This is a genomic window from Rhizobium leguminosarum (assembly GCF_001679785.1).
Lineage (GTDB): Bacteria > Pseudomonadota > Alphaproteobacteria > Rhizobiales > Rhizobiaceae > Rhizobium > Rhizobium leguminosarum_R.
Window position 1 is genome coordinate 1,607,971 of record NZ_CP016286.1, and the last position, 26,495, is coordinate 1,634,465.

29 protein-coding genes and 2 riboswitches are annotated in these 26,495 nt (G+C 61.5%); of the genes, 13 read left to right on the forward strand and 16 right to left on the reverse strand.

Annotated features, from left to right (window positions below; genetic code table 11):
* Window positions 1-30 precede the first annotated feature (30 nt).
* The 6 genes from BA011_RS08130 (at window position 31) to sugE (ending at window position 5,540) form a co-directional block, all read left to right on the forward strand.
* Window positions 31-981, forward strand: a complete 951-nt coding sequence (locus tag BA011_RS08130; protein ID WP_065280065.1) for a DMT family transporter — start codon at window positions 31-33, stop codon at window positions 979-981.
* Between the two features lie 97 nt (window positions 982-1,078).
* Window positions 1,079-1,783: a hypothetical protein gene (locus BA011_RS08135; protein ID WP_011652111.1), complete on the forward strand. Its 705-nt coding sequence runs from the start codon at window positions 1,079-1,081 to the stop codon at window positions 1,781-1,783.
* 75 nt (window positions 1,784-1,858) lie between these two features.
* The gene (locus BA011_RS08140) at window positions 1,859-3,880 is read left to right on the forward strand and encodes an acetyl-CoA carboxylase biotin carboxylase subunit (RefSeq protein ID WP_065280066.1); all 2,022 of its coding nucleotides are present in this window, start codon (window positions 1,859-1,861) and stop codon (window positions 3,878-3,880) included.
* Between the two features lie 182 nt (window positions 3,881-4,062).
* The gene (locus BA011_RS08145) at window positions 4,063-4,554 is read left to right on the forward strand and encodes a GNAT family N-acetyltransferase (RefSeq protein ID WP_065282452.1); all 492 of its coding nucleotides are present in this window, start codon (window positions 4,063-4,065) and stop codon (window positions 4,552-4,554) included.
* A 10-nt stretch (window positions 4,555-4,564) separates the two neighbouring features.
* Complete coding sequence (locus BA011_RS08150) at window positions 4,565-5,032, forward strand: YaiI/YqxD family protein (RefSeq protein ID WP_065280067.1); 468 nt, start codon at window positions 4,565-4,567, stop codon at window positions 5,030-5,032.
* A gap of 193 nt (window positions 5,033-5,225) precedes the next feature.
* Complete coding sequence (gene sugE, locus BA011_RS08155) at window positions 5,226-5,540, forward strand: quaternary ammonium compound efflux SMR transporter SugE (protein WP_027667501.1); 315 nt, start codon at window positions 5,226-5,228, stop codon at window positions 5,538-5,540.
* A 42-nt stretch (window positions 5,541-5,582) separates the two neighbouring features.
* On the opposite strand, the gene BA011_RS08160 is transcribed toward sugE, so the two are convergent.
* The 7 genes from BA011_RS08160 to crcB all read right to left on the reverse strand — a co-directional run bounded on the left by BA011_RS08160 (window position 5,583) and on the right by crcB (window position 11,132).
* Window positions 5,583-5,975, reverse strand: a complete 393-nt coding sequence (locus BA011_RS08160) for a DoxX family protein (RefSeq protein WP_065280068.1) — start codon at window positions 5,973-5,975, stop codon at window positions 5,583-5,585.
* Window positions 5,976-6,113: 138 nt separating this feature from the next.
* Window positions 6,114-7,646 carry an acyl-CoA carboxylase subunit beta gene (locus tag BA011_RS08165; RefSeq protein ID WP_065280069.1) on the reverse strand — a complete coding sequence of 511 codons (1,533 nt, stop codon included), beginning with the start codon at window positions 7,644-7,646 and terminating at the stop codon, window positions 6,114-6,116.
* Window positions 7,647-7,696: 50 nt separating this feature from the next.
* A complete protein-coding gene (locus BA011_RS08170) occupies window positions 7,697-8,155 on the reverse strand; it encodes a hypothetical protein (RefSeq protein WP_027667504.1) in 459 nt (152 codons plus the stop codon).
* A gap of 67 nt (window positions 8,156-8,222) precedes the next feature.
* Window positions 8,223-9,008 carry an ATP12 family chaperone protein gene (locus BA011_RS08175; protein WP_065280070.1) on the reverse strand — a complete coding sequence of 262 codons (786 nt, stop codon included), beginning with the start codon at window positions 9,006-9,008 and terminating at the stop codon, window positions 8,223-8,225.
* Window positions 9,009-9,017: 9 nt separating this feature from the next.
* Entirely contained in the window at window positions 9,018-9,671 is a 654-nt protein-coding gene (locus tag BA011_RS08180; protein WP_065280071.1) for an HAD-IA family hydrolase, read from the reverse strand.
* A complete protein-coding gene (locus tag BA011_RS08185) occupies window positions 9,668-10,660 on the reverse strand; it encodes an RluA family pseudouridine synthase (RefSeq protein ID WP_003559680.1) in 993 nt (330 codons plus the stop codon). The genes BA011_RS08180 and BA011_RS08185 overlap by 4 nt, the downstream gene beginning before the upstream one ends.
* A gap of 94 nt (window positions 10,661-10,754) precedes the next feature.
* Window positions 10,755-11,132, reverse strand: coding sequence for a fluoride efflux transporter CrcB (gene crcB, locus BA011_RS08190; RefSeq protein WP_003539962.1), 378 nt, complete (start codon window positions 11,130-11,132; stop codon window positions 10,755-10,757).
* A gap of 121 nt (window positions 11,133-11,253) precedes the next feature.
* Here crcB and BA011_RS08195 point away from each other — a divergent pair, with 121 nt between their 5' ends.
* Window positions 11,254-11,520, forward strand: a complete 267-nt coding sequence (locus tag BA011_RS08195; protein ID WP_065280072.1) for a hypothetical protein — start codon at window positions 11,254-11,256, stop codon at window positions 11,518-11,520.
* Window positions 11,521-11,593: 73 nt separating this feature from the next.
* Here the strand turns inward: BA011_RS08195 and BA011_RS08200 are convergent, their stop codons facing one another.
* Together BA011_RS08200 and BA011_RS08205 are read right to left on the reverse strand one after the other, a co-directional pair.
* Window positions 11,594-12,589, reverse strand: a complete 996-nt coding sequence (locus BA011_RS08200; RefSeq protein ID WP_065280073.1) for a DUF1775 domain-containing protein — start codon at window positions 12,587-12,589, stop codon at window positions 11,594-11,596.
* 73 nt (window positions 12,590-12,662) lie between these two features.
* Window positions 12,663-13,043: a hypothetical protein gene (locus tag BA011_RS08205; RefSeq protein ID WP_065280074.1), complete on the reverse strand. Its 381-nt coding sequence runs from the start codon at window positions 13,041-13,043 to the stop codon at window positions 12,663-12,665.
* Window positions 13,044-13,200: 157 nt separating this feature from the next.
* Window positions 13,201-13,289, forward strand: a riboswitch (glycine riboswitch).
* 3 nt (window positions 13,290-13,292) lie between these two features.
* Window positions 13,293-13,373: riboswitch (glycine riboswitch) on the forward strand.
* A 76-nt stretch (window positions 13,374-13,449) separates the two neighbouring features.
* Between BA011_RS08205 and gcvT the strand changes: the two genes are divergently transcribed.
* The 6 genes from gcvT (at window position 13,450) to BA011_RS08235 (ending at window position 20,315) form a co-directional block, all read left to right on the forward strand.
* On the forward strand, window positions 13,450-14,586 hold the full coding sequence (gene gcvT, locus BA011_RS08210) for a glycine cleavage system aminomethyltransferase GcvT (RefSeq protein ID WP_065280075.1): 1,137 nt from the start codon (window positions 13,450-13,452) through the stop codon (window positions 14,584-14,586).
* Between the two features lie 23 nt (window positions 14,587-14,609).
* Window positions 14,610-14,972, forward strand: a complete 363-nt coding sequence (gcvH, locus tag BA011_RS08215; protein WP_017994172.1) for a glycine cleavage system protein GcvH — start codon at window positions 14,610-14,612, stop codon at window positions 14,970-14,972.
* The gene (gene gcvP, locus BA011_RS08220) at window positions 14,972-17,836 is read left to right on the forward strand and encodes an aminomethyl-transferring glycine dehydrogenase (RefSeq protein ID WP_065280076.1); all 2,865 of its coding nucleotides are present in this window, start codon (window positions 14,972-14,974) and stop codon (window positions 17,834-17,836) included. The genes gcvH and gcvP overlap by 1 nt, the downstream gene beginning before the upstream one ends.
* Window positions 17,837-18,101: 265 nt before the next feature.
* On the forward strand, window positions 18,102-19,136 hold the full coding sequence (locus tag BA011_RS08225; RefSeq protein WP_065280077.1) for a GH25 family lysozyme: 1,035 nt from the start codon (window positions 18,102-18,104) through the stop codon (window positions 19,134-19,136).
* A 164-nt stretch (window positions 19,137-19,300) separates the two neighbouring features.
* On the forward strand, window positions 19,301-19,606 hold the full coding sequence (locus BA011_RS08230; protein ID WP_065280078.1) for a flagellar basal body rod protein FlgC: 306 nt from the start codon (window positions 19,301-19,303) through the stop codon (window positions 19,604-19,606).
* A gap of 67 nt (window positions 19,607-19,673) precedes the next feature.
* Complete coding sequence (locus BA011_RS08235; RefSeq protein ID WP_237352604.1) at window positions 19,674-20,315, forward strand: alpha/beta hydrolase; 642 nt, start codon at window positions 19,674-19,676, stop codon at window positions 20,313-20,315.
* 6 nt (window positions 20,316-20,321) lie between these two features.
* On the opposite strand, the gene sufA is transcribed toward BA011_RS08235, so the two are convergent.
* The 7 genes from sufA to sufB all read right to left on the reverse strand — a co-directional run bounded on the left by sufA (window position 20,322) and on the right by sufB (window position 26,471).
* On the reverse strand, window positions 20,322-20,714 hold the full coding sequence (gene sufA, locus BA011_RS08240; protein ID WP_065280080.1) for a Fe-S cluster assembly scaffold SufA: 393 nt from the start codon (window positions 20,712-20,714) through the stop codon (window positions 20,322-20,324).
* 93 nt (window positions 20,715-20,807) lie between these two features.
* Window positions 20,808-21,188, reverse strand: coding sequence for an SUF system Fe-S cluster assembly protein (locus BA011_RS08245; RefSeq protein ID WP_003559708.1), 381 nt, complete (start codon window positions 21,186-21,188; stop codon window positions 20,808-20,810).
* Between the two features lie 12 nt (window positions 21,189-21,200).
* Window positions 21,201-22,442 (reverse strand): cysteine desulfurase, encoded by a 1,242-nt coding sequence (locus tag BA011_RS08250; protein ID WP_065280081.1) that lies wholly within the window; start codon window positions 22,440-22,442, stop codon window positions 21,201-21,203.
* Window positions 22,443-22,454: 12 nt separating this feature from the next.
* The gene (sufD, locus tag BA011_RS08255) at window positions 22,455-23,729 is read right to left on the reverse strand and encodes a Fe-S cluster assembly protein SufD (RefSeq protein ID WP_065280082.1); all 1,275 of its coding nucleotides are present in this window, start codon (window positions 23,727-23,729) and stop codon (window positions 22,455-22,457) included.
* Window positions 23,730-23,754: 25 nt separating this feature from the next.
* Window positions 23,755-24,510 carry a Fe-S cluster assembly ATPase SufC gene (gene sufC, locus BA011_RS08260; protein WP_003539985.1) on the reverse strand — a complete coding sequence of 252 codons (756 nt, stop codon included), beginning with the start codon at window positions 24,508-24,510 and terminating at the stop codon, window positions 23,755-23,757.
* A 102-nt stretch (window positions 24,511-24,612) separates the two neighbouring features.
* Window positions 24,613-24,939 carry a GIY-YIG nuclease family protein gene (locus BA011_RS08265; protein ID WP_065280083.1) on the reverse strand — a complete coding sequence of 109 codons (327 nt, stop codon included), beginning with the start codon at window positions 24,937-24,939 and terminating at the stop codon, window positions 24,613-24,615.
* 62 nt (window positions 24,940-25,001) lie between these two features.
* Window positions 25,002-26,471, reverse strand: a complete 1,470-nt coding sequence (sufB, locus tag BA011_RS08270) for a Fe-S cluster assembly protein SufB (protein WP_065280084.1) — start codon at window positions 26,469-26,471, stop codon at window positions 25,002-25,004.
* Window positions 26,472-26,495: the final 24 nt, after the last annotated feature.

Sequence of the window (26,495 nt, forward strand, 5' to 3'; positions counted from 1 at the left end):
CGGCTTGAATGCCCGGCCTTCTCATGGTTGATGGCGTCATCCTCGCAAGAATCAGCAGCCATGCCAGAGCCCCATCAAAATTCCCTGCAGGGCATGGCCATCATGTCCGGCGCCATGCTCATCCTGCCGATCATGGATGCCATCGCCAAATATATGGCGACCTTCGAGGCGATGTCGCCGGGTCAGGTGACCTTCTACCGATTTTTCTTCCAGATCGCGTGCACCCTGCCGATTCTTTTCGCCGTTTTCGGGCTGAAGGCGCTTTCGGCCCAACGGCCGTGGATGAACCTGCTGCGCGGTGCGCTGCATGGTGGGGCGAGCCTGCTGTTCTTTGTCGCCGTCAAATACATGCCGCTTGCCGATGTCTTCGCCATCTATTTCGTCGAGCCTTTCATGCTGGCCGCCCTGTCGGCGCTGTTTCTCGGAGAGAAGGTCGGCTGGCGGCGTTGGACGGCGATCGTCGTCGGTTTCGGCGGCGCGATGATCGTCATTCAGCCGAGCTACGAAATCTTCGGCCTGAAGGCGCTGCTGCCGGTCGCCTGCGCCTTTCTGTTCTCGCTCTATCTCTTCCTCAACCGCGCCATCGGCGAGGCCGATTCGCCACTGACCATGCAGACGATGGCCGGCATCGGCGGAACGGTCTTCATGGCGGCCGCCCTTCTGATCGGCAACAGTTCCGGCAATGCCGATTTTGCCGTCTCTCTGCCCTCCTCCAGCCTCGGCCTTGTTCTGCTTCTCGCCCTTGGCTCGATCTCGGGATATGCGCATATGCTCGTCGTCCGGGCTTTCCGCCTCGCGCCGCTGTCGCTGCTTGCGCCGTTCCAGTACTTCGAGATCATCTCGGCGACCGTTCTCGGCTATGCGCTATTCAACGATTTCCCGAGCTTTTCCAAATGGATCGGCATCTTCATTATCGTTGCGTCAGGCCTCTTCATCATCTGGCGAGAGCGGCTGCAGGCGCAATCGTTAAAATCCTCCTGACCCGGGGAATATCGGGTTAACTCCTCTTCTTGAGGGATCGTCAATTCGCAGGCGGTAAAACCGTCTCCGGCTTCATGATGAAGCCTGGAGTTAAAACATGAGCGAATTTCGTCTCGCTTTTCCGGCCTGTGTCGTGGCCGGCAAGCATCGGCTGACGGCCGAAGATATAGTACTGCTGCGCAAACATAGTTTTCCGGAGGGTATCCGGACATCCGACGATGTCGTGGCGATGTTGGCGCTCAACAATTCCTGCCCTGAAAAATGTGCCGACTGGAACGCTTTCTTCGTGGAGCAGCTCGCCGGTTTCATCGTCCATTACACCTATCCGCAGGGCTCGCTGGATGAAATCAACGTCGCCTGGATCATGCGCATGTTCACGACCGATGGTGTCGTCAACTCGGCGCTCGAGCTCGAACTCATTCTCCACGTCATGGAGATTTCGGCCGATGTCCCAGTCGAGTTGAGAGCGCTCGCCCTCGATCAGCTCCGCCTGGCGATCACCGACAATATCGGTGGCTACAAGCTGTCGCGCGCCATCGATCGCCGGGGCATCACTCGCCAGGACATCGATTATGCGATGCGTATCTTCAGAAGCGTCGCAGAAGGCGGCGTCATTCCGGTCTCGTCGGTCGAATACGGCGTTCTCCAGCAGATCGAGCAGGCAACGCTGCGCGGCGCCAATCATCCGCACTGGGCGGGGATCATGGCTGCCGTCGAGCTGCGCGACTATGCCGAGCCGCGGCGCAGCCGCTGGCTGCGCATCGTCGACGAGGAACCCGTCGCAGAAGCTGCCGTCGCCTGACGCTCCCCAAGCCTGATTGTGCGTTCCGGTGTTTTGTGCGTAAAACTCCGGGATGCATTTCTGGGTGGAGTCTCGATGTTCAAGAAAATCCTGATCGCGAATCGCGGCGAAATCGCCTGCCGCGTGATCAAGACTGCGCGCCGCATGGGCATTTTGACCGTCGCGGTCTATTCGGATGCGGATCGGGACGCGCTGCATGTCGAGATGGCCGACGAGGCCGTTCATATCGGCCCGGCCGCGGCGTCGGAGAGCTATCTGGTTGCCGAAAAGATCATTGCCGCCTGCAAGGCAACCGGCGCCGAGGCGGTGCATCCCGGCTACGGCTTCCTGTCCGAACGCGCCTCCTTCTGCGCTGAACTGGAAAAGCAGGGCATCGTCTTCATCGGCCCGAAGCCGAAAGCGATTATGGCGATGGGCGACAAGATCGAATCGAAGAAATTCGCCAATGCCGCCGGTGTCTCCACCGTGCCTGGCCATCTCGGCATCATCGAGGATGCCGCCCATGCGGAAGTGATATCGGGCGGGATCGGTTATCCCGTCATGATCAAGGCGTCGGCTGGTGGCGGCGGCAAGGGCATGCGCATTGCATGGAACCAGGCAGAAGTGCGCGACGGCTTCGAACGTGCCCGCTCCGAGGCGAAAAGCTCCTTCGGCGACGACCGCGTCTTCATCGAGAAGTTCGTCGTCGAACCCCGCCATATCGAGATCCAGGTGCTGGCCGACGCGCATGGCAACGTCGTCTACCTCGGCGAACGTGAATGCTCGATCCAGCGGCGAAACCAGAAGGTGGCGGAAGAGGCGCCCTCGCCCTTCCTCGACGAAAAGACCCGCAAGGCCATGGGCGAACAATCGGTGGCGCTGGCGAAGGCCGTCGACTACCAGAGCGCCGGGACCGTCGAATTCATCGTCGACCGCGACCGCAATTTCTATTTCCTCGAAATGAATACTCGCCTGCAGGTCGAACATCCCGTGACCGAACTCATCACCGGCATCGACCTTGTCGAGCAGATGATCCGGGTCGCAGCGGGAGAGCCTCTTCCCCTCGCCCAGGAGGACGTCAGGCTCGACGGCTGGGCGATCGAGAGCCGGCTCTATGCCGAAGATCCCTACCGCAACTTCCTGCCCTCGACCGGCCGCCTGACGCGTTACCGCCCGCCGGCGGAAGGCAGGACCGGCAATGTCGTCGTCCGCAACGATACGGGCGTCTTCGAGGGTGCCGAGATTTCGATGTATTACGATCCTATGATCGCCAAGCTCTGCACCTGGGCGCCGACACGGCTCGAGGCGATCGAAGCCATGGGCCGGGCGCTCGACGGCTTCGTCGTCGATGGTATCGAGCACAATGTTCCTTTCCTGTCGGCGCTGATGAAACATCCGCGCTGGCGCGAAGGCCGGCTGTCCACAGGCTTCATCGCCGAGGAATATCCCGATGGTTTTGCGCCGATGAAACCGGACCCGGCGGAAGAAGCCGTGCTCGCGGGCATTGCCCTCTCCGCCTCGCTGATTGAAACGAACCGCCGCGAACGTTTCGCCGATCGTCTGCGCGCCGCATCGGGCGCGTTGCGCGAAGATTGGGTGGTCAAGATCGGCGACAAGTACGGCGCGGCACGATTGCTCGACGGTCTCGTCACCATCCCCTTCGATATGGATATCGCGATCGATGGGGCGATAGAAGGAGAGAGCCAGAATGTTGTCACCGATTGGAGACCGGGCGACCCTGTCTGGAGGGGCAAGGTCGGCGGTCGCGACGTCACCGCGCAGATCCGCCCCGTTCCGAACGGGTTGCGTATCGACTGGCAGGGGCTTTCGGTGATTGCCAAGGTCTTTTCGCCGCGTCATGCCGAGCTCGACAGGCTGATGCCGGTGAAGCTGCCGCCCGATACTTCCAAGCTCCTGCTCTGCCCGATGCCCGGCCTCGTCGTCGCCATCGCGGTGGCCGAGGGCCAGGAGGTCAAGGCCGGTGAGACGCTTGCGATCGTTGAAGCGATGAAGATGGAAAACGTGCTGCGCGCCGACCGCGATCTCGTCGTGTCGAAGATCAATGCCGCGGCCGGCGAAAGCCTGGCCGTCGATGCCGTGATCATGGAATTCGCCTGAGAGATAAGCCAGGCGGCCGGCTTCACGTCAGCCCGGCTTGCCGAGCCCGACAAGCAGCTGGGTACCGACAAAATCAGCAGGAGATATGAAATGGACGTTCGCGCCGCCGTTGCCGTTCAGGCAGGAAACCGCTGGAAGTGACGACCGTGCAGCTGAAGGGGGCGCGGGCCGGCGAAGTGCTGGTGGAGGTCAAGGCGACGGGGGCTGCTGCCACCTATACGGTAGACCTCAGGAGTCTCGATGAACTTACCCCGCGGGAGCTCTACGACCTCTTGAGAATGCGCGTCGATGTCTTCGTCGTCGAGCAGAACTGCCCCTGCCCGGAACTTGACGGCAAGGATATCGATGCCTTGCATCTGCGGCTGCTGGAAGGTGCCGAACTCCTGGGCACGGCGCGAATCCTGAAACCGTATGAGCCACAGGATCCGTCGAAGATCGGCCGCGTTGTCGTCTCGCCCGAGCATCGCGGCAAGCGGCTGGGCGATGTACTGATGAGCGAGGCGATTGCCGCTTGCGAGCGGCTTTATCCGGAAAATCCCATTGCCTTGTCGGCACAGGCCCATTTGCGCCGGTTCTACCAATCTTTCGGTTTCATCGCGGTGTCACAAGAATATCTGGAAGACGGCAGTCCCCATATCGATATGGTCCGCCAGCAGGTCACGCAACCGGCATGAGGAGATTGCCATGATCTATGTCGACGCCGATGCCTGCCCGGTGAAACCGGAAGTCCTGAAGGTCGCGGAACGCCACGGCCTCGAAGTTACCTTCGTTGCCAATTCCGGCCTGCGCCCCTCGCGCGATCCGATGATCCACAACGTCATCGTCTCCAACGCCTTCGACGCCGCCGACAACTGGATCGCCGAACGCGCCGGCGCGGGCGATGTCGTCGTCACCGCCGATGTGCCGCTTGCCGTGCGCTGTGTCGCGACTGGCGCCTTCGTCAGCGGCCCCACAGGGCGCGTCTTCGACGAGACCAATATCGGCATGGCGAGCGCCATGCGCGATCTCGGCGCGCATCTGCGTGAAACCGGCGAGAGCAAGGGCTACAACGCCGCCTTCAGCCCGAAGGACCGCTCACGCTTCCTCGAAACCTTCGATCGCCTCTGCCGCCGCGCCAAGTGCCTTGCCGCGGAGGCCGGCGGGCAGCCGTGATGCAGCAACTAAAGGTGCTACATCGTGCGCGGCGCTGTAGGCCGCAAGAATCGGGTGGCATGGCAGCCATGCCGATTCCTACCTTGAAGTCGGCCGTTTCCTCACGCATATAGGCGTCATCGCAGACGACTGCGGCATTCTCTGGGATGCAACTGTCGCGGGGACGGCCTCGCTCTTGAACAAGGAGAGTCGCATGGCCTGGTTTCTGCTTTTTCTCGCCGGTCTTTTTGAATGTGGCTGGGCGATCGGCCTTAAATATACCGAGGGCTTCACACGGCCGATGCCGACGGCGCTGACCGTCATATCGATGGTGATCAGCATCGTGCTGCTCGGCCTGGCGGTGAAGCATCTGCCGATCGGCACCGCCTATGCGGTCTGGACCGGCATCGGCACGGTCGGCACCGTCTTTCTCGGCATCTGGCTGCTGGGCGATGAGGCAAGTGTCTCCCGCCTTGCCTGCATCACGCTGATCGTCGCCGGCATCGCCGGCCTCAAGCTTACCGCCTGATATGAGGTGGAGGGGCGTCGCCGACGCCCCTCAGCTTATCGTTCAAACCGTCTTGCGGTTATCGACGGCAAAAGCGCCGGGACCGGCGAAGACCAGGTAGAGGAAAACGAAGCAGAACAGGATCGCTGCGTCGCCCTGGTTGACGGCCGGGAAGAAGCTGCTCGGGGCATGCGCCATGAAATAGGCGACCGCCATTTCGCCGGCCAGCAGGAAGGCGACCGGACGCGTCAGCAGGCCGACGAGAATGAGGATGCCGCCGATCAGCTCGATCAGGGCGGCGAACAGCATCATCGGCGACAGCGAGCCTGACATTTGCGAAGCAGGGAAACCGAAAAGCTTCATCGTGCCGTGTTCGATGAACAGCAGCGCCGTGATGATTCTGAGAGCGGCCAGCCCATAGGGGCTATAGGCAGAAAGACGCTCGAAAGTTGACATTAAACCTCTCCTTTAACAATAAGAGCCGAGCGTTAGCTTGTCCTCGGCAAGGAATGAACACACGGATCGCTGACGGCCGTTCACTTTTTCGACAGCGGCTAAACACTTGAGCGCACAGTTTTATTCATCGGCCGGCTATCAAAGCGGGATGTTGTCGTGTTTCTTCCACGGATTGGCGAGATCCTTGTTGCGCAGCATCTTCAGCCCGCGCGCCAGCCGCCGCCGGGTGGAATGCGGCATGATCACCTCGTCGACATAACCACGCTCGGCGGCGACGAAGGGCGAGAGGAACCGGTCCTCGTACATTTTCGTGTGCGCGGCGATTTTCTCCGGATCGGCGATATCCTTGCGGAAGATGATCTCGACAGCGCCCTTGGCGCCCATCACGGCGATCTGTGCCGTCGGCCAGGCATAGTTCAGGTCGCCGCGCAGATGCTTCGACGCCATCACGTCATAGGCGCCGCCGAAGGCCTTGCGGGTGATGACGGTGAGCTTCGGCACCGTCGCCTCGGCATAGGCGAAGAGCAGCTTGGCGCCGTGCTTGATGAGGCCGCCATATTCCTGCGCCGTACCCGGCAGGAAGCCCGGCACGTCGACGAAGGTGACGATCGGAATGTTGAAGCAGTCGCAGAAGCGCACGAAGCGGGCCGCCTTGCGCGAGGCGTCGCTGTCGAGAACGCCGGCCAGCACCATCGGCTGATTGGCGACAAAGCCGACGGTCGAGCCTTCGACGCGGCCGAAGCCGCAGACGATATTTTTGGCAAAGCTCGCCTGGATCTCGAAGAAATCCCCCTCGTCCGCCACCTTCCGGATCAGTTCCTTGATGTCGTAAGGTTTGTTGGAACTCGCCGGCACCAGCGTATCGAGCGAGGCATCGACATCTGTCACCGACTGGTAACATTCGATCTCCGGCAGCGGCGCGGTGTTCGAAAGCGGCAGGAAATCGATCAGCCGGCGCACCTGCAGCAGCGTTTCGACATCATTCTCATAGGCGCCGTCGGCAATCGATGAGCGCACAGTATGCACCACGGCGCCGCCGAGCTCTTCTGATGTCACCGTCTCGTTGGTGACGGTTTTCACCACGTCCGGCCCGGTGACGAACATGTAGGAGGTATCACGCACCATGAAGATGAAATCGGTCATCGCAGGCGAATAGACGTCGCCGCCGGCGCAAGGACCCATGATCACCGAGATCTGCGGAATGACGCCGGAAGCAAGCACATTGCGCTGAAATACCTCGGCATAACCGCCGAGAGCCGCCACGCCCTCCTGGATACGAGCGCCACCCGCATCATAGATACCGACGATCGGCGCGCGGTTCTTCAGCGCCATGTCCTGCACCTTCATGATCTTCTCGGCGTGCGCTTCAGACAGCGAGCCGCCGAAGACGGTGAAGTCCTTGGCGAAGACGAACACGGTGCGGCCATTGACCGTGCCCCAGCCGGTAACGACGCCGTCGCCGGCAATCCGGCTCTTGTCCATGCCGAAATCGGTGGAGCGGTGTTCAACGAACATGTCGAACTCCTCGAAAGAGCCTTCGTCAAGGAAGAGATCGATGCGCTCGCGCGCCGTCAGCTTGCCGCGCTTGTGCTGGGCGGCGATGCGCGCCTCGCCGCCGCCGAGGCGGGCGACGTCGCGGCGCCGTTCCAGTTCTTCGAGAATTTCCTTCATGCGATCTCCCTCGCCGCTGCGGGCGGCAATCCGGCGGTTAGAGCGTCGTGCTAATGAGCGCGCCCGCTGAGTGAGAAAACCGAGCGTATCCTTGCGGCGGCGTCCTCGGCCAGGATCTCGTCGGCAAGCTTGGGATCGGCAGCTATGCTGGTGACGTCGAAGGCGCTGACGGCGATGACCGAGCCGTCCTCGACAGAGGCCGCGTCTATGCTGATCTTGGCGACGTTGCGGTCCTTCTGGAAGCCGAGGCCCTTCTGGACGGAAACCACGCGGATCGTCAGCACCACCCGCGGCAGCACGGTGTCGCGCACGGTGGCGTTGATCGCCGCGTTGACGCGGTCGTTGATACCGGAAAGCAGCTCGGCCGGCATGTTCGGACCGGAGAGAACGACGGCGCTGCGCACATCATAGACCGGCGCCGCCGGCTTGGTGGCCGAGAGGCTGCCGCAGGCCGTGAGCGCGACACAGACGAGTGTCGCCCGGCAAAAACACGACCTCAGCCAATTCATTGCAAAATCCCGCACCACCCCGTTGGAGTCGCAGACTTCGTCATAATGCATTGGAAGGCAATATGTTTCAGGCGCTTAGGGCGAAAAAAACATCGGCTGCGGCTTTGAACTCGGCAAAGCGCTTGGCCCGCCGCTCCTCGGCTTCCTCGTCGCTGCCCCAATGCTCGATCGTCCAGTCCTCGTCGAGATGGGCAAGCGACCAGGCCTCCTCCACCGTTACCCGGCTCTCGGCGAAGGCCAGCGCCAGGATCGCCGAGCCCGTCAGCGTGGTGACTGTGTGGAGGGCGGCAAGCGCCATCGGGCTATCATATCTCGCGAGCGTGACGGCGAAGGCGGCGATCGCCTCGCGCGGCTGCTCATGAGGCATCACCCCTTCGACGAGGATGAAGCGGGCGCCGAGATCGGTCGCCGCCCAGTCGATCACGGGATCCCAGCGCTCGGCCTGGCGCTCGACCAGCAGTTCCGGCTCCTCGGCGCGGTAGCAGATGAGGTCGCTGGATGAAAAACGCAATATATCCTCGAAGATCGCCTGCGCGTTGGCGGCAACGCCGTCGAGTGCGGTGTTGACGAGCCGCGTTACCGGCATGCTCTGGGGATTGATCTCCTCGCCCTGCGCCTGCCATTCGGCGGCGACAAGCCGCGCCAGCGCCTCGGTCGGCACGGCGAGAACTTGGCGTGCCGGCGTGCGCACCATCTTGCCGTCGAGCGTGATCGCAAAATCACCCTCGTGCTCGGCAACGGAGACTTGGGTATAGAAGCGCTTCGGCAGCGGCTTCTTCATCTGGATCTGCGCGCGGCGGATGGGATCGGGATGGCTCAGGCTTTCGGAAAGGTCGTTCAGCAGATCGCGCATGGGCTCACCTCAGGAAAAATGACGCAATATCTCGTTCGGATGATAGACGATCGCATCAGCGCCGTTGGCGATCAGCTCATCCACGCTGGCATAGCCCCAGGCAACGCCGATCGCCTTGGCGCCGGCAGCCTTGGCCATCTGCATATCGTAAACTGCATCGCCGATGACAATGGTGTCGACAGCATTCATGCCTGTTTCATCGCAGCATTCGGTCACCATGGCCGGATGCGGCTTGGAGGGGCAATCGTCGGCGGTGCGCGCGACGATGAAATGCTTGTCGAAACCATGCGTCTCCATCACCAGCTTGAGCCCGCGCCTGGATTTGCCCGTCACCGCGCCGAGCAGCAGGTCTTCTCGCCCAGTCAGTGCATCGATCATTTCGCGGATGCCGGGAAACAGCGGCTCCTTGTAATCGAGATCCTGACGCACGATCGAGAACAGCGATTTGTAATGCGCCGTCATATCGATGTCTTGCTGCTCGACATGCGGCCTGCCCTGCATGCGGGCGATCGCGATATCGAGGGACAGGCCGATAATGGCCTTGGTGTCTTCGAGTCGCGGTTCCAACTTGCCGAACTTGTCGAAGGTCCTGCGCATGGTTTCGTGGATCAGCGCAGCACTGTCGACCAGCGTGCCGTCGCAATCGAAAAGGGCAAGTTTCATTCACTGTCCCTTTCAGCGCCGGCAAGGTCGAGACCGAGAAGGTTCCAGGTCTGCACCATATGCGCCGGCAGCGGCGCGCTGACACGCAGGCGGCCGCCGGAGGGGTGCGGAATGTCGATGTGACGGGCGTGCAGATGCAGCTTCTTCTGAACGCCGCCTGGAAAATCCCAATTCGGATCGTCGTCGAAATATTTCGGATCGCCGATGATCGGGTGGCCGATATGCAGGGCATGGACGCGCAACTGGTGGGTACGGCCGGTATAGGGCTCCATCTCCAGCCATGCGAGGTTCTGTGCCGCCGTCTCCAGCACCCGGTAGAAGGAAATCGCATGGTCGGCGCCGTCCTCGCCGTGCTTGGCGATGCGCATGCGGTCGCCGTCGACGGTCGGCTCCTTGACGAGCCAGGTCGAAATCTTGTCCTCGTGCTTGCGCGGCACGCCCTTGACCAGCGCCCAGTAGGTCTTTTTGGTGTCGCGCTCGCGGAAGGCCGCCGTCAGCTTCTGCGCCGCGCCGCGCGTGCGGGCGATGACGAGAACACCCGAGGTGTCGCGGTCGAGACGGTGAACAAGCCGCGGCTTCTCGCCCTTCGGGCTAGTCCAGGCTTCGAGCATTTGGTCGATATGCCTGGCCACACCCGAGCCACCCTGCACCGCAAGACCAGGGGGCTTGTTGAGTACGATTACCTTTTCGTCCTCGTGCAGCACCATGCGCGACAAGAGTTGGAAATCCGTCGAATGTTTGAGATCCTTGCCGGCGATCGGTCCGGATTTCAACTTGGCATCGACATCCATCGGCGGCACGCGCACCGTCTGGCCGGGCTGCACGCGCGCATCCGATTTGACACGTCCACCGTCGACGCGCACCTGGCCGGAGCGCAAGAGCTTCTGCAGCGGACCGAAGCCGAGCCCGGGAAAGTGCACCTTGAACCAGCGATCGAGCCGCATGCCGGCTTCGTCGGGTTCAACCTTGATATGTTCTATGCCAGCCATAAAAAATCTTTCGGAAATTGCAGCGCAGGCCGAGCCGGCGTTCTTGCCGCAGCCTTTAGAGCATTTTCAAGCAAAACGGAAACCGGAAAAGAAATCAGGCCAAAGCGCGCATGACGGCGAGCCCGGCGATGACGGCCGCCATCGAAAGCCCGACGCTCGCAGCGATGTAAATACCGCCAGCGACGGCCTCGCCGCGCTCGAACAGCGAGATTGCATCCAGCGAGAAGGCCGAGAAGGTTGTGAAACCGCCGAGGAAACCGGTGATCAGCAGGAGGCGCAGCTCCACCGAGGCGTTGAACTTCCGCGCGATCAACTCGGCGAAGACGCCGATGACGAAACAGCCGACCACATTGACGGCGAGCGTGCCCCAGGGAAATGCCGGACCCATGAGTCTCAGCGCCCATTGGCCGACATAATATCTGAGAAGAGAACCGATGGCGCCGCCGACGGCGACGAGAAGAGCCTGGATCATCAGCCGGATTTATCGCAACTCCGCAGCGATTCCAATCGGGAAGGAATGAATTCTTACCATCCGGTAAAATGCCGATGATTTTTTTATAATGGCGCCAAGGGCGTACCGATACGCTGACGGCATGACCCAGCTCCTGTCCATATCGGCGAGCACCGCCGCCATTGCCTTCGACTCGCTCCGAATCCCGCAGCGTGTCGCGACGAGCACCGCCGCCCGCGATGCGCGCCGCGTTGCCGACCGGCAGTTGACGGCCGAAGGCACTCAGGAAATAGACGAGCCCTCCAGCATCATCCAGTCGACCGAAGTGGCCCTCGACCTGATGGCCAAAGGCAACCGCCAGCCGCAGGCCGGCCTGAAACAGGCGCTGCGATCCTACGAAGACTTCTGAGGCCCATCACCTTCCAAACGAAAGCCTGCGACTGCGGTTACAGTCGCAGGCTTTTCTGTTTAATCAGTCTACTTCATTTGCCTTGGGCGGACAGCACCCGCAGGACCAGATCGACCTTGCCGGCCTTTTCGAAGGTCAGCGTCACCGGCACGGTATCGCCCTGCTTGAACGGCGACTTCACCTTCTGGAACATCAGATGCAGATGGCCGGGTTCGAGCTTGATCGTCTCGCCGGCGGCGATGGCGATACCGTCCTTCAGCTGGCGCATGCGCATGACGTTGTCCTTCGTCACCATCTCGTGGATCTGAACCTCGCCAGCTGCGGGCGAACTGACGGACACCAGGCGATCATCCGCCTGGCCCTTATTCTTCACCGTGAAAAAGCCGCCGCCGACCGGCTGGCCGGGCAGCATTGCCTTGGCGAATCCGCCGGAGATTTCGAGATCGCCGGCCTTGACCGTGTCGCCGACCGGTGCGGCAGCGCCCGACATAGCGGTCATGTCCATGCCGGCCATATCGTCATGATCGTGACCATGATCTTCGCCGGCAGCGACCTTCAACAGCGGCGCCGGGCTTTTCATCCCATGCGCGTCGCCGCCTTCCTTGGCCACCTGATCCCAGGCCGCGACCGTGTCGCCGCATATCTGCGTCACCGGAAAAGCGAGCGAGGTGCCGGCTTCGACGCCTGATACCTTACCCTGGATGACGAAGGTGTCGTAGAAATCGTCGGAGAGATTGCCGTTCTTCCAGCGCACTTCGATCGCGCCCGTCTTCACCTTGTCGCCGTGATTGTCGTAGGTCTTCTGGTAGTCGCCCTTGATCACCTCGAGCTCCCAGCCGGCCTTCGGCTGCGGCTTGGCGAGGACGAAGCCTTCCGGCAGCTTGACCCGCACTTCCGTTGTCGCCTTGCCGTCGCAGCCATGCGGCACCTGCAGCGTAGCGAGAATGGTGCTCTCCTGCTTCGCCTCTCTGTCGAGAAAGGTCACATGCGCCTCGGCGCTGGCAAAGGCGGTCACGGAAAGAAGGGCGGCAAGCCCGAATGACACGCCAGATGTGTTGATAGTTTTCATCGGATGTCTCCTCGCCGGCCGCGGACTTCTCTCAGGCGGACCAGCATGCTGCATCATGGATTGCGAAGGCAGATCAGGCGAAGATGGGAGGCGCGCGGGAATTCGCCCGGCTGACAGCGCTTGCGCCGGCAACGGCGGAGATTTCGATCGGCACGTTGATCAGCGAGGCAAACTTGCGCTCGAGCCAGGAGGCCGCATCCGGCGTCGGCAGAATAGTGGAGGTCGACAACCGGCAGGCTTCGCAATTCGACTTGAAGACGACGGTCTTGCCGTCGGCGTCCTTCGCGGTGACGCAGAGCGAGGCGAAAGTGCCGTCGGGCAGCACATAGGCCGCAGCATCGTTGCCTTCGGAGGCGACAGCCAGCGGCGCCTGATGGGCGAGGCCGAGCAAAGCCAAGCTCAATGCGCAAAGCATGCGCAGGAAGAGCGTCGCTTTCAGTCCGGTCTGTCGCATGAAATCCCCTTCAACAGCATGTCGCGATAGCCGGTTTCCCCGCGAAATGCAAAAGCAGATTTGCCGCTGATCGGGCCTTCTCCGGGATATGGCGACAAAAAATTGTCCGGTCGCGACATTTGGCCTTGCCAAGCGCTACACCCGCCGGATAATTGCGCCAACCTTGTTGGGAGAAGCCGGTGCTTTCGCCACCGGTGCCGAAGGAGCAACCGCCCCGGAAACTCTCAGGCAAAAGGACCAGCAAGGGGCAGACGGAACTCTGGAGAGAAGCGTTCTCGAAACGCTCGCCGAAGGGATAACAATCTCAGGCAAAGGGACAGAGGGGGCTCAGGAGAGAAGTGCGCAGCCGCGCCTTCAGATTTGAGCCCGCGCCTTCGCGAGAAGGCGCAAACCCCGGAGGCGTCTTTTGGACGATACTGCTGCCCTGAAGAAAACCCCGCTGCATGCCCTGCATCTTTCGCTCGGCGCCCGCATGGTGCCGTTCGCCGGTTACGACATGCCGGTGCAATATCCCGCAGGCGTGATGAAGGAGCATCTTCATACCCGCGCCGAAGCCGGCCTCTTCGATGTCTCCCACATGGGCCAGGTCATCGTGAAGGCGAAGTCGGGCAGCTACGAGGATGCGGCGCTGGCGCTCGAAAGCCTGGTGCCGGTCGACATCCTCGGCCTTGCCGAAGGCCGCCAGCGCTACGGCTTCTTCACCGACGACACCGGCTGCATTCTCGACGACCTGATGATCGCCCATCTCGACGACCACCTCTTCGTCGTCGTCAACGCCGCCTGCAAGGAGGCCGATCTCGCCCATCTGCAGACCCATATCGGCGATCAGTGCGACATCACGCTTCTCGATCGCGCCCTGATCGCGCTGCAGGGGCCGCGTGCGGTTGCGGTTCTTGCCGAACTCTGGGCCGATGTCGCGGCGATGAAGTTCATGGATGTGCGCCACTGCCGCCTGCACGATGTTTCATGTCTGGTCTCGCGCTCCGGCTATAGCGGCGAAGACGGCTTCGAGATCTCGATCCCCGTCGACAAGGCCGTGGATGTCACCATGCGTCTGCTCGAACACCCGGACGTCCAGGCGATCGGCCTCGGCGCCCGCGATTCGCTGCGCCTCGAAGCCGGCCTCTGCCTCTACGGCAACGATATCGACACGACCACCTCGCCGGTCGAGGCGGCGCTGGAATGGGCCATGCAGAAGGCACGACGCGGCAACGGCGCGCGCGCCGGCGGTTTCCCGGGCTCCGGCCGCATCCTGTCCGAACTCGAAAACGGCGCCGTACGCCGCCGCGTCGGCCTGAAGCCGGAAGGCAAGGCGCCGGTGCGCGCCCATGCCAAGCTTTATGCCGATGCCGAGGGCAAGATCGAAATCGGCGAGGTCACTTCGGGCGGCTTCGGCCCCACCGTCGAAGGCCCCGTCGCCATGGGCTACGTACCGGTCTCCCATGCTGCGGCAGGCACGCTCGTCTATGCAGAGGTGCGTGGCAAATATCTGCCGACCACCGTCAGCGCCCTGCCCTTCGTTACACCGACCTACAAACGCTAAACCTTTTCCAGAGAGGACGAATAATGCTGAAATTTACCGAAGAACACGAATGGCTGAAGATCGAAGGCGGCGTTGCGACGGTCGGCATCACCACTTATGCAGTCGATCAGCTCGGCGACCTGGTTTTCGTCGAACTGCCGGAAGTCGGCGCGACCTTCTCCAAGAACGGCAATGCCGCGACCGTTGAATCCGTCAAGGCTGCTTCCGACGTCTATTGTCCGCTGGATGGCGAGATCACCGAGGTCAATCCGGCCATCGTTGCAGATCCGTCGCTGGTCAATTCCGATCCTCAGGGCGCCGGCTGGTTCTTCAAGCTGAAGCTGGCAAACGCTGCGGACGCAGATGGCCTGCTCGACGAGGCGGCCTACAAGGAGCTCACTGCGTAATGACGACGCCGACAGAATTCCAGTTCACCGACTATCAGCCCTACGATTTCGCCAATCGCCGTCACATCGGCCCCTCGCCGGCCGAGATGAACGATATGCTGAAGGTGATCGGTTACAACAGCCTCGACAGCCTGATCGACGCAACGCTGCCGCCCTCGATCCGCCAGAAGGAGCCGCTCGTCTGGGGCGCGCCGATGACCGAGCGCGAGGCACTCGACAAGCTGCGCGAGACCGCCAACAAGAACAAGGTGCTGGTCTCGCTGATCGGCCAAGGTTACTACGGCACCATCACGCCGCCGGTCATCCAGCGCAACATCCTGGAAAACCCGGCCTGGTACACCGCCTATACGCCCTACCAGCCGGAGATCAGCCAGGGCCGCCTGGAAGCGCTGCTGAACTACCAGACGATGATCTGCGACCTCACCGGCCTCGACGTTGCCAACGCCTCGCTGCTCGACGAGGCAACCGCCGCCGCCGAAGGCATGGCGATCGCCGAGCGCGTCGCCAAGTCGAAGGCAAAGGCCTTCTTCGTCGATGCCGACTGCCATCCGCAGACCATCGCCCTCATCCGCACCCGCGCCGAGCCGCTCGGCTGGAGCGTCATCGTCGGCAATCCCTTCACCGATCTCGATCCTGTGGACGTCTTTGGCGCGATCTTCCAGTATCCCGGCACGCACGGTCATGTGCATGATTTTACCGGCCTGATCTCCCGCCTGCACCAAACCGGCGCCATAGCGATCGTCGCCGCCGATATCCTGGCGTTGACGTTGCTGAAATCGCCCGGCGAAATGGGCGCCGATATTGCCGTCGGCTCCTCGCAGCGCTTCGGCGTCCCGGTCGGCTACGGCGGCCCGCATGCGGCTTACATGTCGGTCAAGGATGCCATCAAGCGCTCCATGCCCGGCCGCCTCGTCGGCGTCTCCGTCGATGCCCGCGGCAACCGCGCCTATCGCCTGTCGCTACAGACCCGCGAGCAGCATATCCGCCGCGAGAAGGCGACGTCGAACATCTGCACCGCCCAGGTGCTGCTTGCCGTCATGGCCTCGATGTACGCCGTCTTCCACGGCCCGAAGGGTATCAAGGCGATCGCCCAGCAGGTACACCAGAAAGCCGTGCTGATGGCCAAGGGCCTGGAAAAGCTTGGCTATAAGGTTGAGCCTGATGCTTTCTTCGACACGATCACCGTCGATGTCGGCCACATGCAGGGGCTCATCCTGCGTGCCGCCGTCGCCGAAGGCGTCAATCTGCGCAAGGTCGGCGAAACCAAAATCGGCATGAGCCTCGACGAACGCACCCGGCCGGCGACGCTCGAAGCCGTCTGGCGCGCCTTCGGCGGCAATTTCACCATTGCCGATTTCGAGCCTTCCTATCGCCTGCCGAAGGGCCTGCTCCGCACCAGCGATTACCTCACCCATCCGATCTTCCACATGAACCGCGCCGAAAGCGAGATGACGCGTTACATCCGCCGGCTCTCCGACCGGGATCTGGCGCTCGACCGCTCGATGATCCCGCTCGGCTCCTGCACGATGAAACTCAACGCGACGGCGGAAATGCTGCCGATCACCTGGCCGGAATTTTCCGACATCCATCCCTTCGTGCCACCCGACCAGGCGCTCGGCTACCGCGAGATGATCGACGACCTGATCGAAAAGCTCTGCGCCGTCACCGGCTACGACGCCTTCTCCATGCAGCCGAATTCCGGTGCGCAGGGCGAATATGCCGGCCTGCTGACGATCCGCAACTTTCATATCGCGAATGGCGACGGTCATCGCGACGTCTGCCTGATCCCGACCTCGGCGCACGGTACCAATCCGGCTTCGGCCCAGATGGTCGGCATGAAGGTCGTCGTCGTCAAGGTGCGTGAAAACGGCGATATCGATCTCGACGATTTCCGCGCTAAGGCTGAGCAGCATGCGGCAAACCTCTCCTGCTGCATGATCACCTACCCTTCGACGCACGGCGTCTTCGAGGAGACCGTCAAGGAAATCTGCGATCTGGTGCATGAGCATGGCGGCCAGGTCTATCTCGACGGCGCCAACATGAATGCCATGGTCGGCCTGTCTCGCCCCGGTGACATCGGCTCCGACGTTTCGCATCTCAACCTGCACAAGACCTTCTGCATTCCGCATGGCGGCGGCGGACCCGGCATGGGCCCGATCGGCGTCAAGGCGCATCTGGCTCCCTATCTCCCCGGTCATCCCGAAACCGACGGCCGCTCGGGTGCGGTCTCGGCCGCCGCCTTCGGCTCCGCCTCGATCCTGCCGATCTCCTGGAGCTATTGCCTGATGATGGGCGGCGAAGGCCTGACGCAGGCGACCAAGGTGGCAATCCTCAACGCCAACTACATCGCCACCCGGCTGAAGGGCGCCTATGACGTGCTCTACAAGTCGCAGGCCGGCCGTGTCGCGCATGAATGCATCATCGACACCCGCCCGCTGGTCGACAGCTCCGGTGTCACCGTCGACGACGTCGCCAAGCGCCTGATCGACTGCGGCTTCCATGCCCCGACCATGAGCTGGCCGGTCGCAGGCACGCTGATGATCGAGCCGACGGAAAGCGAGACCAAGGCCGAACTCGACCGCTTCTGCGAAGCGATGCTGGCGATCCGCGAGGAAGCCCGCGCCATCGAGGATGGCAGCATGGACAAGGTGAACAACCCGCTGAAGAACGCCCCGCACACGGTGGAAGATCTCGTCGGCGAGTGGGATCGCCCCTACTCACGCGAACAAGCCTGCTTCCCGCCCGGCGCCTTCCGCGTCGACAAATACTGGTCCCCGGTCAACCGCGTCGACAATGTCTACGGCGACCGCAACCTGATCTGCACCTGCCCGCCGGTGGAAAGCTACGCCGAAGCGGCGGAGTAATAAATTCTGAAATTCCCCTGACACGGGGGGGATCTTATGACGTATCTCGTCCTTTAGCGATTTCATCCTCGGCAATGTGCCGAGGATGTGCCGCGCATCGGCGGGTTCGAAGCGGATGCTCGCACAATCGCGAGCCTCGCAATCCATTTCGAGGCATGGGTTCAAATTTAACCTTTCTTAGCAAGTCTCTGTTAGCAATTTGAAATGGGCGGGTTCCACTCATCATGGATGTTGCCGTCGATCTCTGTTTTGCGTGCGGGTTCCTATGCGTCCATCGGCTGTGCCAGCAATTCTCCTCGCCACCCTGATCCTGTCGGGCTGCGCCGCAAGCTCCGGCGCCGAAGATGTGCTCACCCCCGTGCCGTCGACGGAAACGACGAATGCAATCACGAAACCGAACGGCCCGATACCGGCTGCCGTCGTGGGCGATGCTGCTCCGCAGTCAAGCGCGCAGCAGCAAGCGCTGAGCTGGACCGGACCGGAGCCGCAGGCGCTCGTGCCCGCGGACGGGGCGGTCGGCATGCCCATGCCGACTGAACGGCCAGTCGCGATGCTCATGCCCGCCGAGCCGGGAGTTAATCCTGATGCCGGCCCGAAATCGTCGACGCGCTCGCGAGTTTACGGCCATCGCTTTCGCGATGCCAAGCCGATCAACTTCGGCAGGATTTCGCCAAGAAAGCTTGCCGTGCATGGCGTCGACGTCTCGCGCTGGCAAGGCGAGATCGACTGGGAGACCTTGAGAAAGCAAGGCGCGAACTTCGTCTACATAAAGGCGACCGACGGCGGCGATCACCTCGATCCGATGTTCAAGAAGAACTGGCGCCGCGCAAAGGAAGCCGGACTGAAACACGGCGCCTATCACTTCTTCTATTGGTGCCGAACTGCCGGCGAACAGGCCGATTGGTTCATCCGCAATGTGCCGAAGGAAGCCAACGCGCTCCCGCCCGTCATCGACGTCGAATGGAACGGTGAGTCGAGCTGCAAGCAAAGACTCTCCCGCAAGCGCGTCCTGGAGAAGATGCAGGTGTTCATGGATAAGGTGGAACGCCATTATGGCCAGCGCCCGATCATCTACACCGCGCCGGATTTCTATCGCGACAACCTGAAGGGCGAACTGCTCAATTATCCCTTCTGGTTGCGCTCGGTAGCCGCTCATCCCTCCAAGGTCTACCCCGGCCGCAAGTGGGTCTTTTGGCAGTATTCCGGCTCGGGCCTTTCCGAAGGCGTCGACGGCAAGATCGACCTGAACGTGTTCAACGGCAACGAGAGCGATTGGCATGACTGGGTGGCGTCGCGATAGCGAAGCTGGCCATGGCTCCGCGCCCCCGACCCCGTTCCGTGCCAATCGGGAACAAATGGATGCGAAGATGCGCGAACCTATAGGTCTTTGCTAACGCAACGCCTTCAACATTCCCTAAGCCCTTGCATGTACAAGAATTTCATCCATTTCTGGGGAAACGGCTGATGAGCATATCGGGTGTTACGAGCACTGCTCTTTCGGGAATGCGAGCGCAGACGACGCGGGTTAGCGCGATTGCCAACAACATTGCAAATAGCAGCACGCCGGCCTATGCCAGGCTGAACACCAGCCTCACCTCCGTTGTGTCAGGCGGCGTCCAGGCCGTCATCAACCCGACCGCGTCAGATGTCGATCCGGCCACCGAACTGACCGACCTGATTGAAGCCGAACAGAGCTATAAGGCAAACGCCGTTGTCTTCGAGACTGGCGCCGACATGTGGGAAATGCTGATGAGCATCAAGCGCGATTGAGCGCCCCTAAGTGACGTTATTGTTATAAAATCGTCTCGAATCAAGCCTATGCCGATCCGCGCCATTGATGCGGGTTGATACCATGCCGGAATATCAGGATTTCGTTTTCGTCACGGGAAGAGCTGAGCTCGATGCGGCACCACTGGTGCTGCTGCATGGCAGCGGCATGCATGAACGCAATCTCATCGGGCTTGCGGACAAGGTCGGGCCGGATCGTCCTTATCTGGCGCTCAGGGGTGCGGTCGAGTGGGAGGAAGGCTTTGCCTTCTTTCGTCGAAACCCGGACCGGACGCTCGATTACATCGATCTCTTCAACAAGACCCATCACCTTGCTGATTTCCTGGCGAGGGCCTTGGAGAACGGTCTGCTGAGACGGCCACCTGTGCTGCTCGGCTTTTCGAATGGTGCGATCATTGCGGCTTCGGTCCTGCTGCATCGCCCGGAAACCGCAGCTGGCGCCATCCTGCTCAGACCGTTGTCACCCGCGCCGGCCGCCGATTTTCCCGACCTGAGAGGCCATCGCGTCTTGATACTCGCCGGCGAACGCGATGAGCGTCGCGCGCCTGAGGATGTTGTGCTGGTCAGGGATCAGATCGAAAAAAGTGGCGCCGGCATCACGACGCGTCTGCTCCCGGCGGGCCATGGCCTGGATGAGAACGAACCGGATTTTATCAAGAGTTGGCTGGCGGAAAATTTTCCGCCGGCCTGAAGGGCGTCAGGAATGCGCCGGCTCGCTTTGGCGCTGGGCGGCAAGGGCCGCGAGATCGGCAGGCTTCAGCTCGACGGATTCGCCGCAGCCGCAGGCCGATGTCTGGTTCGGATTGGTGAAGGTGAAGCCGGAGCGGAGCGTCGTCGTCTCGAAGCCCATTTCGGTGCCGAGCAGGTAAAGAGCCGCGGATGGCTCGACCCAGACCTTTGCACCATCGTGCTCAATCAGGTCGTCCTTGGCATTGGGCTCGCTCACCAGGTCGATGGTATATTCCATCCCGGCGCAGCCGCCCTTCTTGATGCCGACGCGCACGCCCTTGGCATCCGGTCCCGAGTTCTCGACGATCGCTTTGACGCGGGCCGCAGCACCGTCCGTCATGCTCATGATTGCAAAGCCCATCGGCTCATTCTCCTTCCGCAACCGGGGTCAAGATCCGGTGCATCGTGATTCAAATGTAGTCGTCCGAGGTAAACGGATCAATACCGCGGGATATCAATACCAGCCGACGGCGACCTGCGCCTCTTCGGACATGCGATCCGGCGTCCACGGCGGATCGAAGGTCATGGCAACCTCGACGCCCGACACGCCTTCGACGGCGCCGACGGCGTTTTCGACCCAGCCGGGCATCTCGCCGGCCACCGGGCAGCCGGGTGCGGTCAGCGTCATCATGATCTTCACCATCCGGTCGTCCTCGATGTCGATCTTGTAGATCAGACCGAGCTCGAAGATGTCGGCAGGAATTTCAGGATCGTAGACGGTCTTCAGCGCGCTGATAACGTCGTCGCTCAGCCGCGCCAGCTCATCGGCCGGAATGCTGGAATGCACGATGCCTTCGCGCACGTCGATCTTCTGTTCGCTTTCGTCCAGGCTCATCACGGACACTCCTCAAGCAAAAAACTTGCGCGCATATTCAAGCGCATCGGCGAGCGCATCGACCTCGGCGCGGGTATTGTACATGCCGAACGATGCACGGCATGTGGAGGTGACGCCGAAGCGTTTCAAGAGCGGCATGGCGCAATGCGTGCCGGCCCTGACCGCAACACCCTGCCGGTCGATCACCATCGAGACGTCATGGGCATGGATGCCGGCAAGCTCGAAAGAGAAGATGCTGCCCTTGTCTGGCGCCGTCCCGAAGACGCGTAGCGAGTTGACGGATTTCAGCCGCTCGACCGCATAGGCGGCAAGATCTGCCTCATGCCGGGCGATCGCCTCGCGGCCGATCTTCTCCATATAATCGAGCGCGTAACCCAGCCCGATCGCCTGGACGATCGGTGGTGTGCCGGCCTCGAAGCGATGCGGCGGATCATTATAGGTAACCACGTCCTCGGCGACTTCGAAGATCATCTCGCCGCCACCCTGGAAGGGGCGCATCTCGAAAAGCCGTTCCTTCTTGCCATAGAGCACGCCGATGCCCGACGGGCCGTAGAGCTTGTGGCCGGTCATGACGTACCAGTCGCAATCGATATCCTGCACATCAACAGGCAGATGCACGGCGCCCTGGCTGCCGTCGATCAGCACCGGGATGCCGCGTTCGTGCGCGATCCGGCAGACTTCCTTGACGGGAACGATCGTGCCGAGCGCATTCGACATATGGGTGATGGCGACGAGCTTGGTGCGCTCCGTCAGGCTTTTCTCGAAATCCTCGATATGGAAGGCGCCCTCGTCGTCGACGGGCACCCAGACGAGTTTGGCGCCCTGCCGCTCGCGGATGAAGTGCCAGGGCACGATATTGGAATGGTGCTCCATGATCGTCAGCACGATCTCGTCGCCTTCACCAATCTTCGGCATGCCCCAGCCATAGGCGACGGTGTTGATCGCTTCTGTCGAATTCTTGGTGAAAACGATGTCGTTCACCGAAGGCGCGTTGAGAAAGCGGCGGACCTTCTCGCGCGCTGCCTCATAAGCGTCCGTCGCCGCATTCGAGAGATAGTGCAGGCCGCGATGCACATTGGCATATTCATGGGAATAGGCATGCGAGATGGCGTCGATCACCACCTGCGGCTTCTGCGCCGAGGCGCCGTTGTCGAGATAGACCAGCGGCTTGCCGTGCACCTTCTCCGCCAGGATCGGAAAATCCCGGCGAATGGCTTCGACGTCGTATTGCGTGGCCGGCACTATCTTGTCCATTGGTATATCCGATCAGGCGTGCTTTTCGAGCCAGGCCGAAATCACGCCTTCCAGCGCCTCGACCAGGGCCTCGTCTTCCAGTTCCTCGACAATCTCGGCGACGAAGGCGTTGACGAGCATCGCCCGCGCCTTGTTCTCCGGAATACCCCGCGCCATCATGTAATAGAGATGGTTGGCGTCGATATCGGTCACCGTCGCGCCGTGGCCGCACTGGACATCATCGGCGAAGATCTCAAGCTCGGGCTTGACCGAGAATTCTGCGTCGTCGGACATCAGCAGCGTGTTGCAGGCCATCTTGGCATCGGTCTTCTGCGCATCGGGCGCCACTCGGATCATGCCCTGGAAGACGCCCTTGGCACGGTCGAAGACGACGTTGCGGATCACTTCGGTCGAGCCGGTATTCGGTACGTCGTGGCCGAGCACCATCGTCACGTCGGTATGGCTTTCTGCTCCGAGCAGGTTTATGCCGCGCAACGTCAGATCGGCGCCTTCGCCCGTCACCTTGATATGCAGCTCCTGCCGGACCAGCTTGCCGCCGGCATTGATGACGAAAAGCCGGAGCTTGGCGTCAGCGCCCAGATCGATGCGGATCTGCCCGAGATGCGTATCGTCAGCCCCCTGCTGCTGGAGGATGATCCAGGTCAGTTCGGCGCCTTCGCCAACCGTGATGTCGCTGACATGGGACACCAGCGCTGCATCGCCGGTCACCGTGCGGTGACGCTCGATGACGGTCGCCTTGACGCCGGCGCCGAAGGACACAGGCAAGCGCGTATGCGTCTGCCCACCGGCATGGATGAACTGGATTTCAAGGGGGTTTTCAAGCTCGGTATCGGCAGGCACGTCGACGACATAGCCATCGCGCACGAAGCTGCCATTGATGCGGCCGACCGCGTCGTCAGAACCGAGTGCATCCAGGCCACCCGCGGCAGAGCCGTCAAGCAGACGTTCGGAATAGGCCGAAACGCCAAGACCGTCGACCGTAGCCTTCTGGTTGGAATGGCCTTGGATCACCGCCAGCACCGTGGCGTCATCAACGAGCGGCTCCAAAGCCTGCGAGCCGGCATCGCCCGCCTGCTGCGGGACAGTGCGCAGCAGGTTCTTGAGGTCGGTATAGTGCCAGGCCTCGATGCGGCGCGTCGGCAGGCCGGCTTTCTTCAGGTCGTCGAGAAGTCGGTCGCGCAGTGCCGTCACCGCGCCATTGCCCGGCAGCTCGCCGATCTGCTGGTTGAAAGCCTCGATCAGCGCCGTCTCGGCCGCAGTCAGGCGGCTCGTCGTCTGCATATTCATGGACGTCGTCCTTTCCACCCGAAACTCAGGCCGCCGTGCCGATGATGTCGGCATAGCCGTTGGCTTCCAGCTCATGCGCCAGCGTCTTGTCGCCCGACTTGATCACCTGGCCCTTGTAGAGCACGTGGACGGTATCCGGCACGATATAGTCGAGCAGGCGCTGGTAGTGGGTGATGACCACGACCGCGCGGTCCGGCGAACGCAGCGCGTTGACGCCGTCGGCGACAATCTTCAGCGCATCGATGTCCAGGCCGGAATCGGTTTCGTCAAGCACGCAGAGCTTCGGTTCGAGCAGCGCCATCTGCAGGATCTCGGCCCGCTTCTTCTCGCCGCCGGAGAAGCCGACGTTCAGCGGCCGCTTCAGCATCTCGGTATTGATCTGCAGCTTGCCGGCGGCATCCTTGACGCGGCGCATGAAATCCGGCGTCGTCAGCTCGTCTTCGCCGCGCGCCTTGCGCTGCTCGTTCATCGCCACCTTCAGGAACTGCATGGTGGCGACGCCCGGAATTTCGACCGGGTACTGGAAGGCAAGGAAGATGCCCTTGGCGGCGCGCTCGGCCGGATCGAGCTCGAGAATGCTTTCGCCATTATAGAGAATGTCACCCTCGGTGACTTCGTAGTCACTGCGGCCGGACAGCACATAGGAGAGCGTCGACTTGCCGGAGCCGTTCGGCCCCATGATCGCGGCAACTTCGCCGGCCTTCACCGTCAGGTTCAGGCCACGGATGATCTCGGTGCCGTCTTCGGCGATACGGGCATGAAGGTTCTTGATTTCTAGCATTTCGTTCTTCCTGTTCATAAAGCGGATTCAAGTGCCGCCTGATAGACCGTTCGCACCGGTCTCGATCCGTCATCCTCGGGCTTGTCCCGAGGATCTAAGCCGTCAATTGTAATCGCTCCACTCCCGCGTATTCGGATGCGGTCGATAGACATTCTCGATTTCATCGATCCGCTCGTAGAGATCCATCCAGGTCGGATTGAGCTCCTCTACGAGCTTGATCTTCCATTCACGCATATAGCGCTTCAGAGATTTTTCCCGCTGGATCGCCAACACGATGTTCGGATGGTGCTCAAACCAGACGAGATTCTTTGCTCTGTATTTCTGCGTAAAACCCTTCTGGATTTCGTTGCGATGTTCCCAAATGCGTCCGTGCAAATCGCTCGTTACGCCTCGTGGTTTGTCGGACATCATGTAGACGAAACCACTCATCCCACTTTCCGGATACGTGCGTAGATCCTCGGGACAAGCCCGAGGATGACGGAAAACTGCGGCTAACCGACCGAGCCCTCGAGCGAGATGCTGATCAGCTTCTGCGCCTCGACGGCGAATTCCATCGGCAGCTCCTGCAGGACTTCCTTGACGAAGCCGTTGACGATCAGCGCGATCGCCGCTTCGGTCGGGATGCCGCGCTGCAGGCAGTAAAACAGCTGACCCTCGGAGATCTTCGAGGTTGTCGCCTCATGTTCGAACTGCGCCGTCGAATTCTTCGCCTCGATGTAAGGCACGGTATGGGCGCCGCACTTGTCGCCGATCAACAGCGAATCGCACTGGGTGAAGTTGCGCGCGTTCGACGCCTTGCGGTGAGCCGAAACCTGGCCACGATAGGTGTTGTTCGAAACACCGGCGGCGATGCCCTTGGAAACGATGCGGCTCGACGTGTTCTTGCCGAGATGGATCATCTTGGTGCCACTGTCGATCTGCTGATGGCCGTTCGACACGGCGATCGAGTAGAACTCGCCGCGGCTGTCGTCGCCGCGCAGGATGCAGGATGGATATTTCCAGGTGATCGCCGAGCCGGTTTCGACCTGCGTCCACGAAATCTTCGAACGGTCGCCGCGGCAATCGCCGCGCTTGGTGACGAAGTTGTAGATGCCGCCCTTGCCGTTCTTGTCGCCAGGATACCAGTTCTGGACGGTGGAATATTTGATCTCGGCATCATCGAGCGCAACCAGCTCGACCACGGCGGCATGCAGCTGGTTTTCATCGCGCTGCGGCGCCGTGCAGCCTTCGAGATAGGAGACGTAGGCGCCCTCTTCCGCGATGATCAGCGTGCGCTCAAACTGGCCGGTGCCCTTCTCATTGATGCGGAAATAGGTGGACAGCTCCATCGGGCAACGAACGCCTTTCGGCACGAAGACGAAGGAGCCATCGGTGAAGACCGCCGAATTGAGCGTCGCATAATAGTTGTCCGAGGTCGGCACGACCGAGCCGAGATATTTCCGGACGAGATCGGGATATTCGCGGATGGCCTCCGAGATCGACATGAAGATCACGCCGGCCTTCTTCAGCTCTGCCTTGAAGGTGGTGACGACCGAGACGCTGTCGAAAACGGCGTCGACGGCGATCTTCGGCTTCTCGACGCCGGCAAGAATCTCCTGCTCACGCAGCGGAATGCCGAGCTTCTCATAGACCTTCAACAGCTCCGGATCGACCTCATCGAGCGACTTCGGACCCGGCGTGCTTTTCGGCGCAGCGTAATAATAGATGTCGTTGAAATCGATCTTCGGATAATTGACTCGCGCCCAGGTCGGCTCTTCCAGCGTCAGCCAGCGCCGATAGGCCTCGAGACGCCATTCCAGCATCCATTCCGGCTCCTGCTTCTTGGCCGAAATAAAGCGGATGATATCCTCGGACAGGCCCTTCGGCGCCTTGTCCATCTCGATGACGGTCTCGAAACCGTATTTGTACTGATCCACATCGATCAGGCGCACCTGGTCGATTGTTTCCTGCACGGCAGCCATTTCATTCTCCAATCTCGCCGGATA

Excerpts from the sequence above, each read along its gene's own strand:
- BA011_RS08130 (WP_065280065.1), top strand. The coding sequence starts at position 31 with ATGGCGTCATCCTCGCAAGAATCAGCAGCCATGCCAGAGCCCCATCAA.
- BA011_RS08135 (WP_011652111.1), top strand. The coding sequence starts at position 1,079 with ATGAGCGAATTTCGTCTCGCTTTTCCGGCCTGTGTCGTGGCCGGCAAG.
- BA011_RS08165 (WP_065280069.1), bottom strand. The coding sequence starts at position 7,646 with ATGAAGGAAATTCTCGAAGAACTGGAACGGCGCCGCGACGTCGCCCGC.
- BA011_RS08200 (WP_065280073.1), bottom strand. The coding sequence starts at position 12,589 with ATGAAAACTATCAACACATCTGGCGTGTCATTCGGGCTTGCCGCCCTT.
- gcvH (WP_017994172.1), top strand. The coding sequence starts at position 14,610 with ATGCTGAAATTTACCGAAGAACACGAATGGCTGAAGATCGAAGGCGGC.
- BA011_RS08205 (WP_065280074.1), bottom strand. The coding sequence starts at position 13,043 with ATGCGACAGACCGGACTGAAAGCGACGCTCTTCCTGCGCATGCTTTGC.
- crcB (WP_003539962.1), bottom strand. The coding sequence starts at position 11,132 with ATGATCCAGGCTCTTCTCGTCGCCGTCGGCGGCGCCATCGGTTCTCTT.
- BA011_RS08235 (WP_237352604.1), top strand. The coding sequence starts at position 19,674 with ATGCGGGTTGATACCATGCCGGAATATCAGGATTTCGTTTTCGTCACG.
- sugE (WP_027667501.1), top strand. The coding sequence starts at position 5,226 with ATGGCCTGGTTTCTGCTTTTTCTCGCCGGTCTTTTTGAATGTGGCTGG.
- BA011_RS08150 (WP_065280067.1), top strand. The coding sequence starts at position 4,565 with ATGATCTATGTCGACGCCGATGCCTGCCCGGTGAAACCGGAAGTCCTG.
- BA011_RS08245 (WP_003559708.1), bottom strand. The coding sequence starts at position 21,188 with ATGAGCCTGGACGAAAGCGAACAGAAGATCGACGTGCGCGAAGGCATC.
- BA011_RS08140 (WP_065280066.1), top strand. The coding sequence starts at position 1,859 with ATGTTCAAGAAAATCCTGATCGCGAATCGCGGCGAAATCGCCTGCCGC.
- BA011_RS08160 (WP_065280068.1), bottom strand. The coding sequence starts at position 5,975 with ATGTCAACTTTCGAGCGTCTTTCTGCCTATAGCCCCTATGGGCTGGCC.
- BA011_RS08225 (WP_065280077.1), top strand. The coding sequence starts at position 18,102 with ATGCGTCCATCGGCTGTGCCAGCAATTCTCCTCGCCACCCTGATCCTG.
- BA011_RS08175 (WP_065280070.1), bottom strand. The coding sequence starts at position 9,008 with ATGCGCGATCTGCTGAACGACCTTTCCGAAAGCCTGAGCCATCCCGAT.
- BA011_RS08195 (WP_065280072.1), top strand. The coding sequence starts at position 11,254 with ATGACCCAGCTCCTGTCCATATCGGCGAGCACCGCCGCCATTGCCTTC.
- sufC (WP_003539985.1), bottom strand. The coding sequence starts at position 24,510 with ATGCTAGAAATCAAGAACCTTCATGCCCGTATCGCCGAAGACGGCACC.
- BA011_RS08180 (WP_065280071.1), bottom strand. The coding sequence starts at position 9,671 with ATGAAACTTGCCCTTTTCGATTGCGACGGCACGCTGGTCGACAGTGCT.
- gcvP (WP_065280076.1), top strand. The coding sequence starts at position 14,972 with ATGACGACGCCGACAGAATTCCAGTTCACCGACTATCAGCCCTACGAT.
- sufA (WP_065280080.1), bottom strand. The coding sequence starts at position 20,714 with ATGGGCTTTGCAATCATGAGCATGACGGACGGTGCTGCGGCCCGCGTC.
- sufD (WP_065280082.1), bottom strand. The coding sequence starts at position 23,729 with ATGAATATGCAGACGACGAGCCGCCTGACTGCGGCCGAGACGGCGCTG.
- BA011_RS08265 (WP_065280083.1), bottom strand. The coding sequence starts at position 24,939 with ATGAGTGGTTTCGTCTACATGATGTCCGACAAACCACGAGGCGTAACG.
- BA011_RS08230 (WP_065280078.1), top strand. The coding sequence starts at position 19,301 with ATGAGCATATCGGGTGTTACGAGCACTGCTCTTTCGGGAATGCGAGCG.
- BA011_RS08250 (WP_065280081.1), bottom strand. The coding sequence starts at position 22,442 with ATGGACAAGATAGTGCCGGCCACGCAATACGACGTCGAAGCCATTCGC.
- BA011_RS08170 (WP_027667504.1), bottom strand. The coding sequence starts at position 8,155 with ATGAATTGGCTGAGGTCGTGTTTTTGCCGGGCGACACTCGTCTGTGTC.
- BA011_RS08185 (WP_003559680.1), bottom strand. The coding sequence starts at position 10,660 with ATGGCTGGCATAGAACATATCAAGGTTGAACCCGACGAAGCCGGCATG.
- sufB (WP_065280084.1), bottom strand. The coding sequence starts at position 26,471 with ATGGCTGCCGTGCAGGAAACAATCGACCAGGTGCGCCTGATCGATGTG.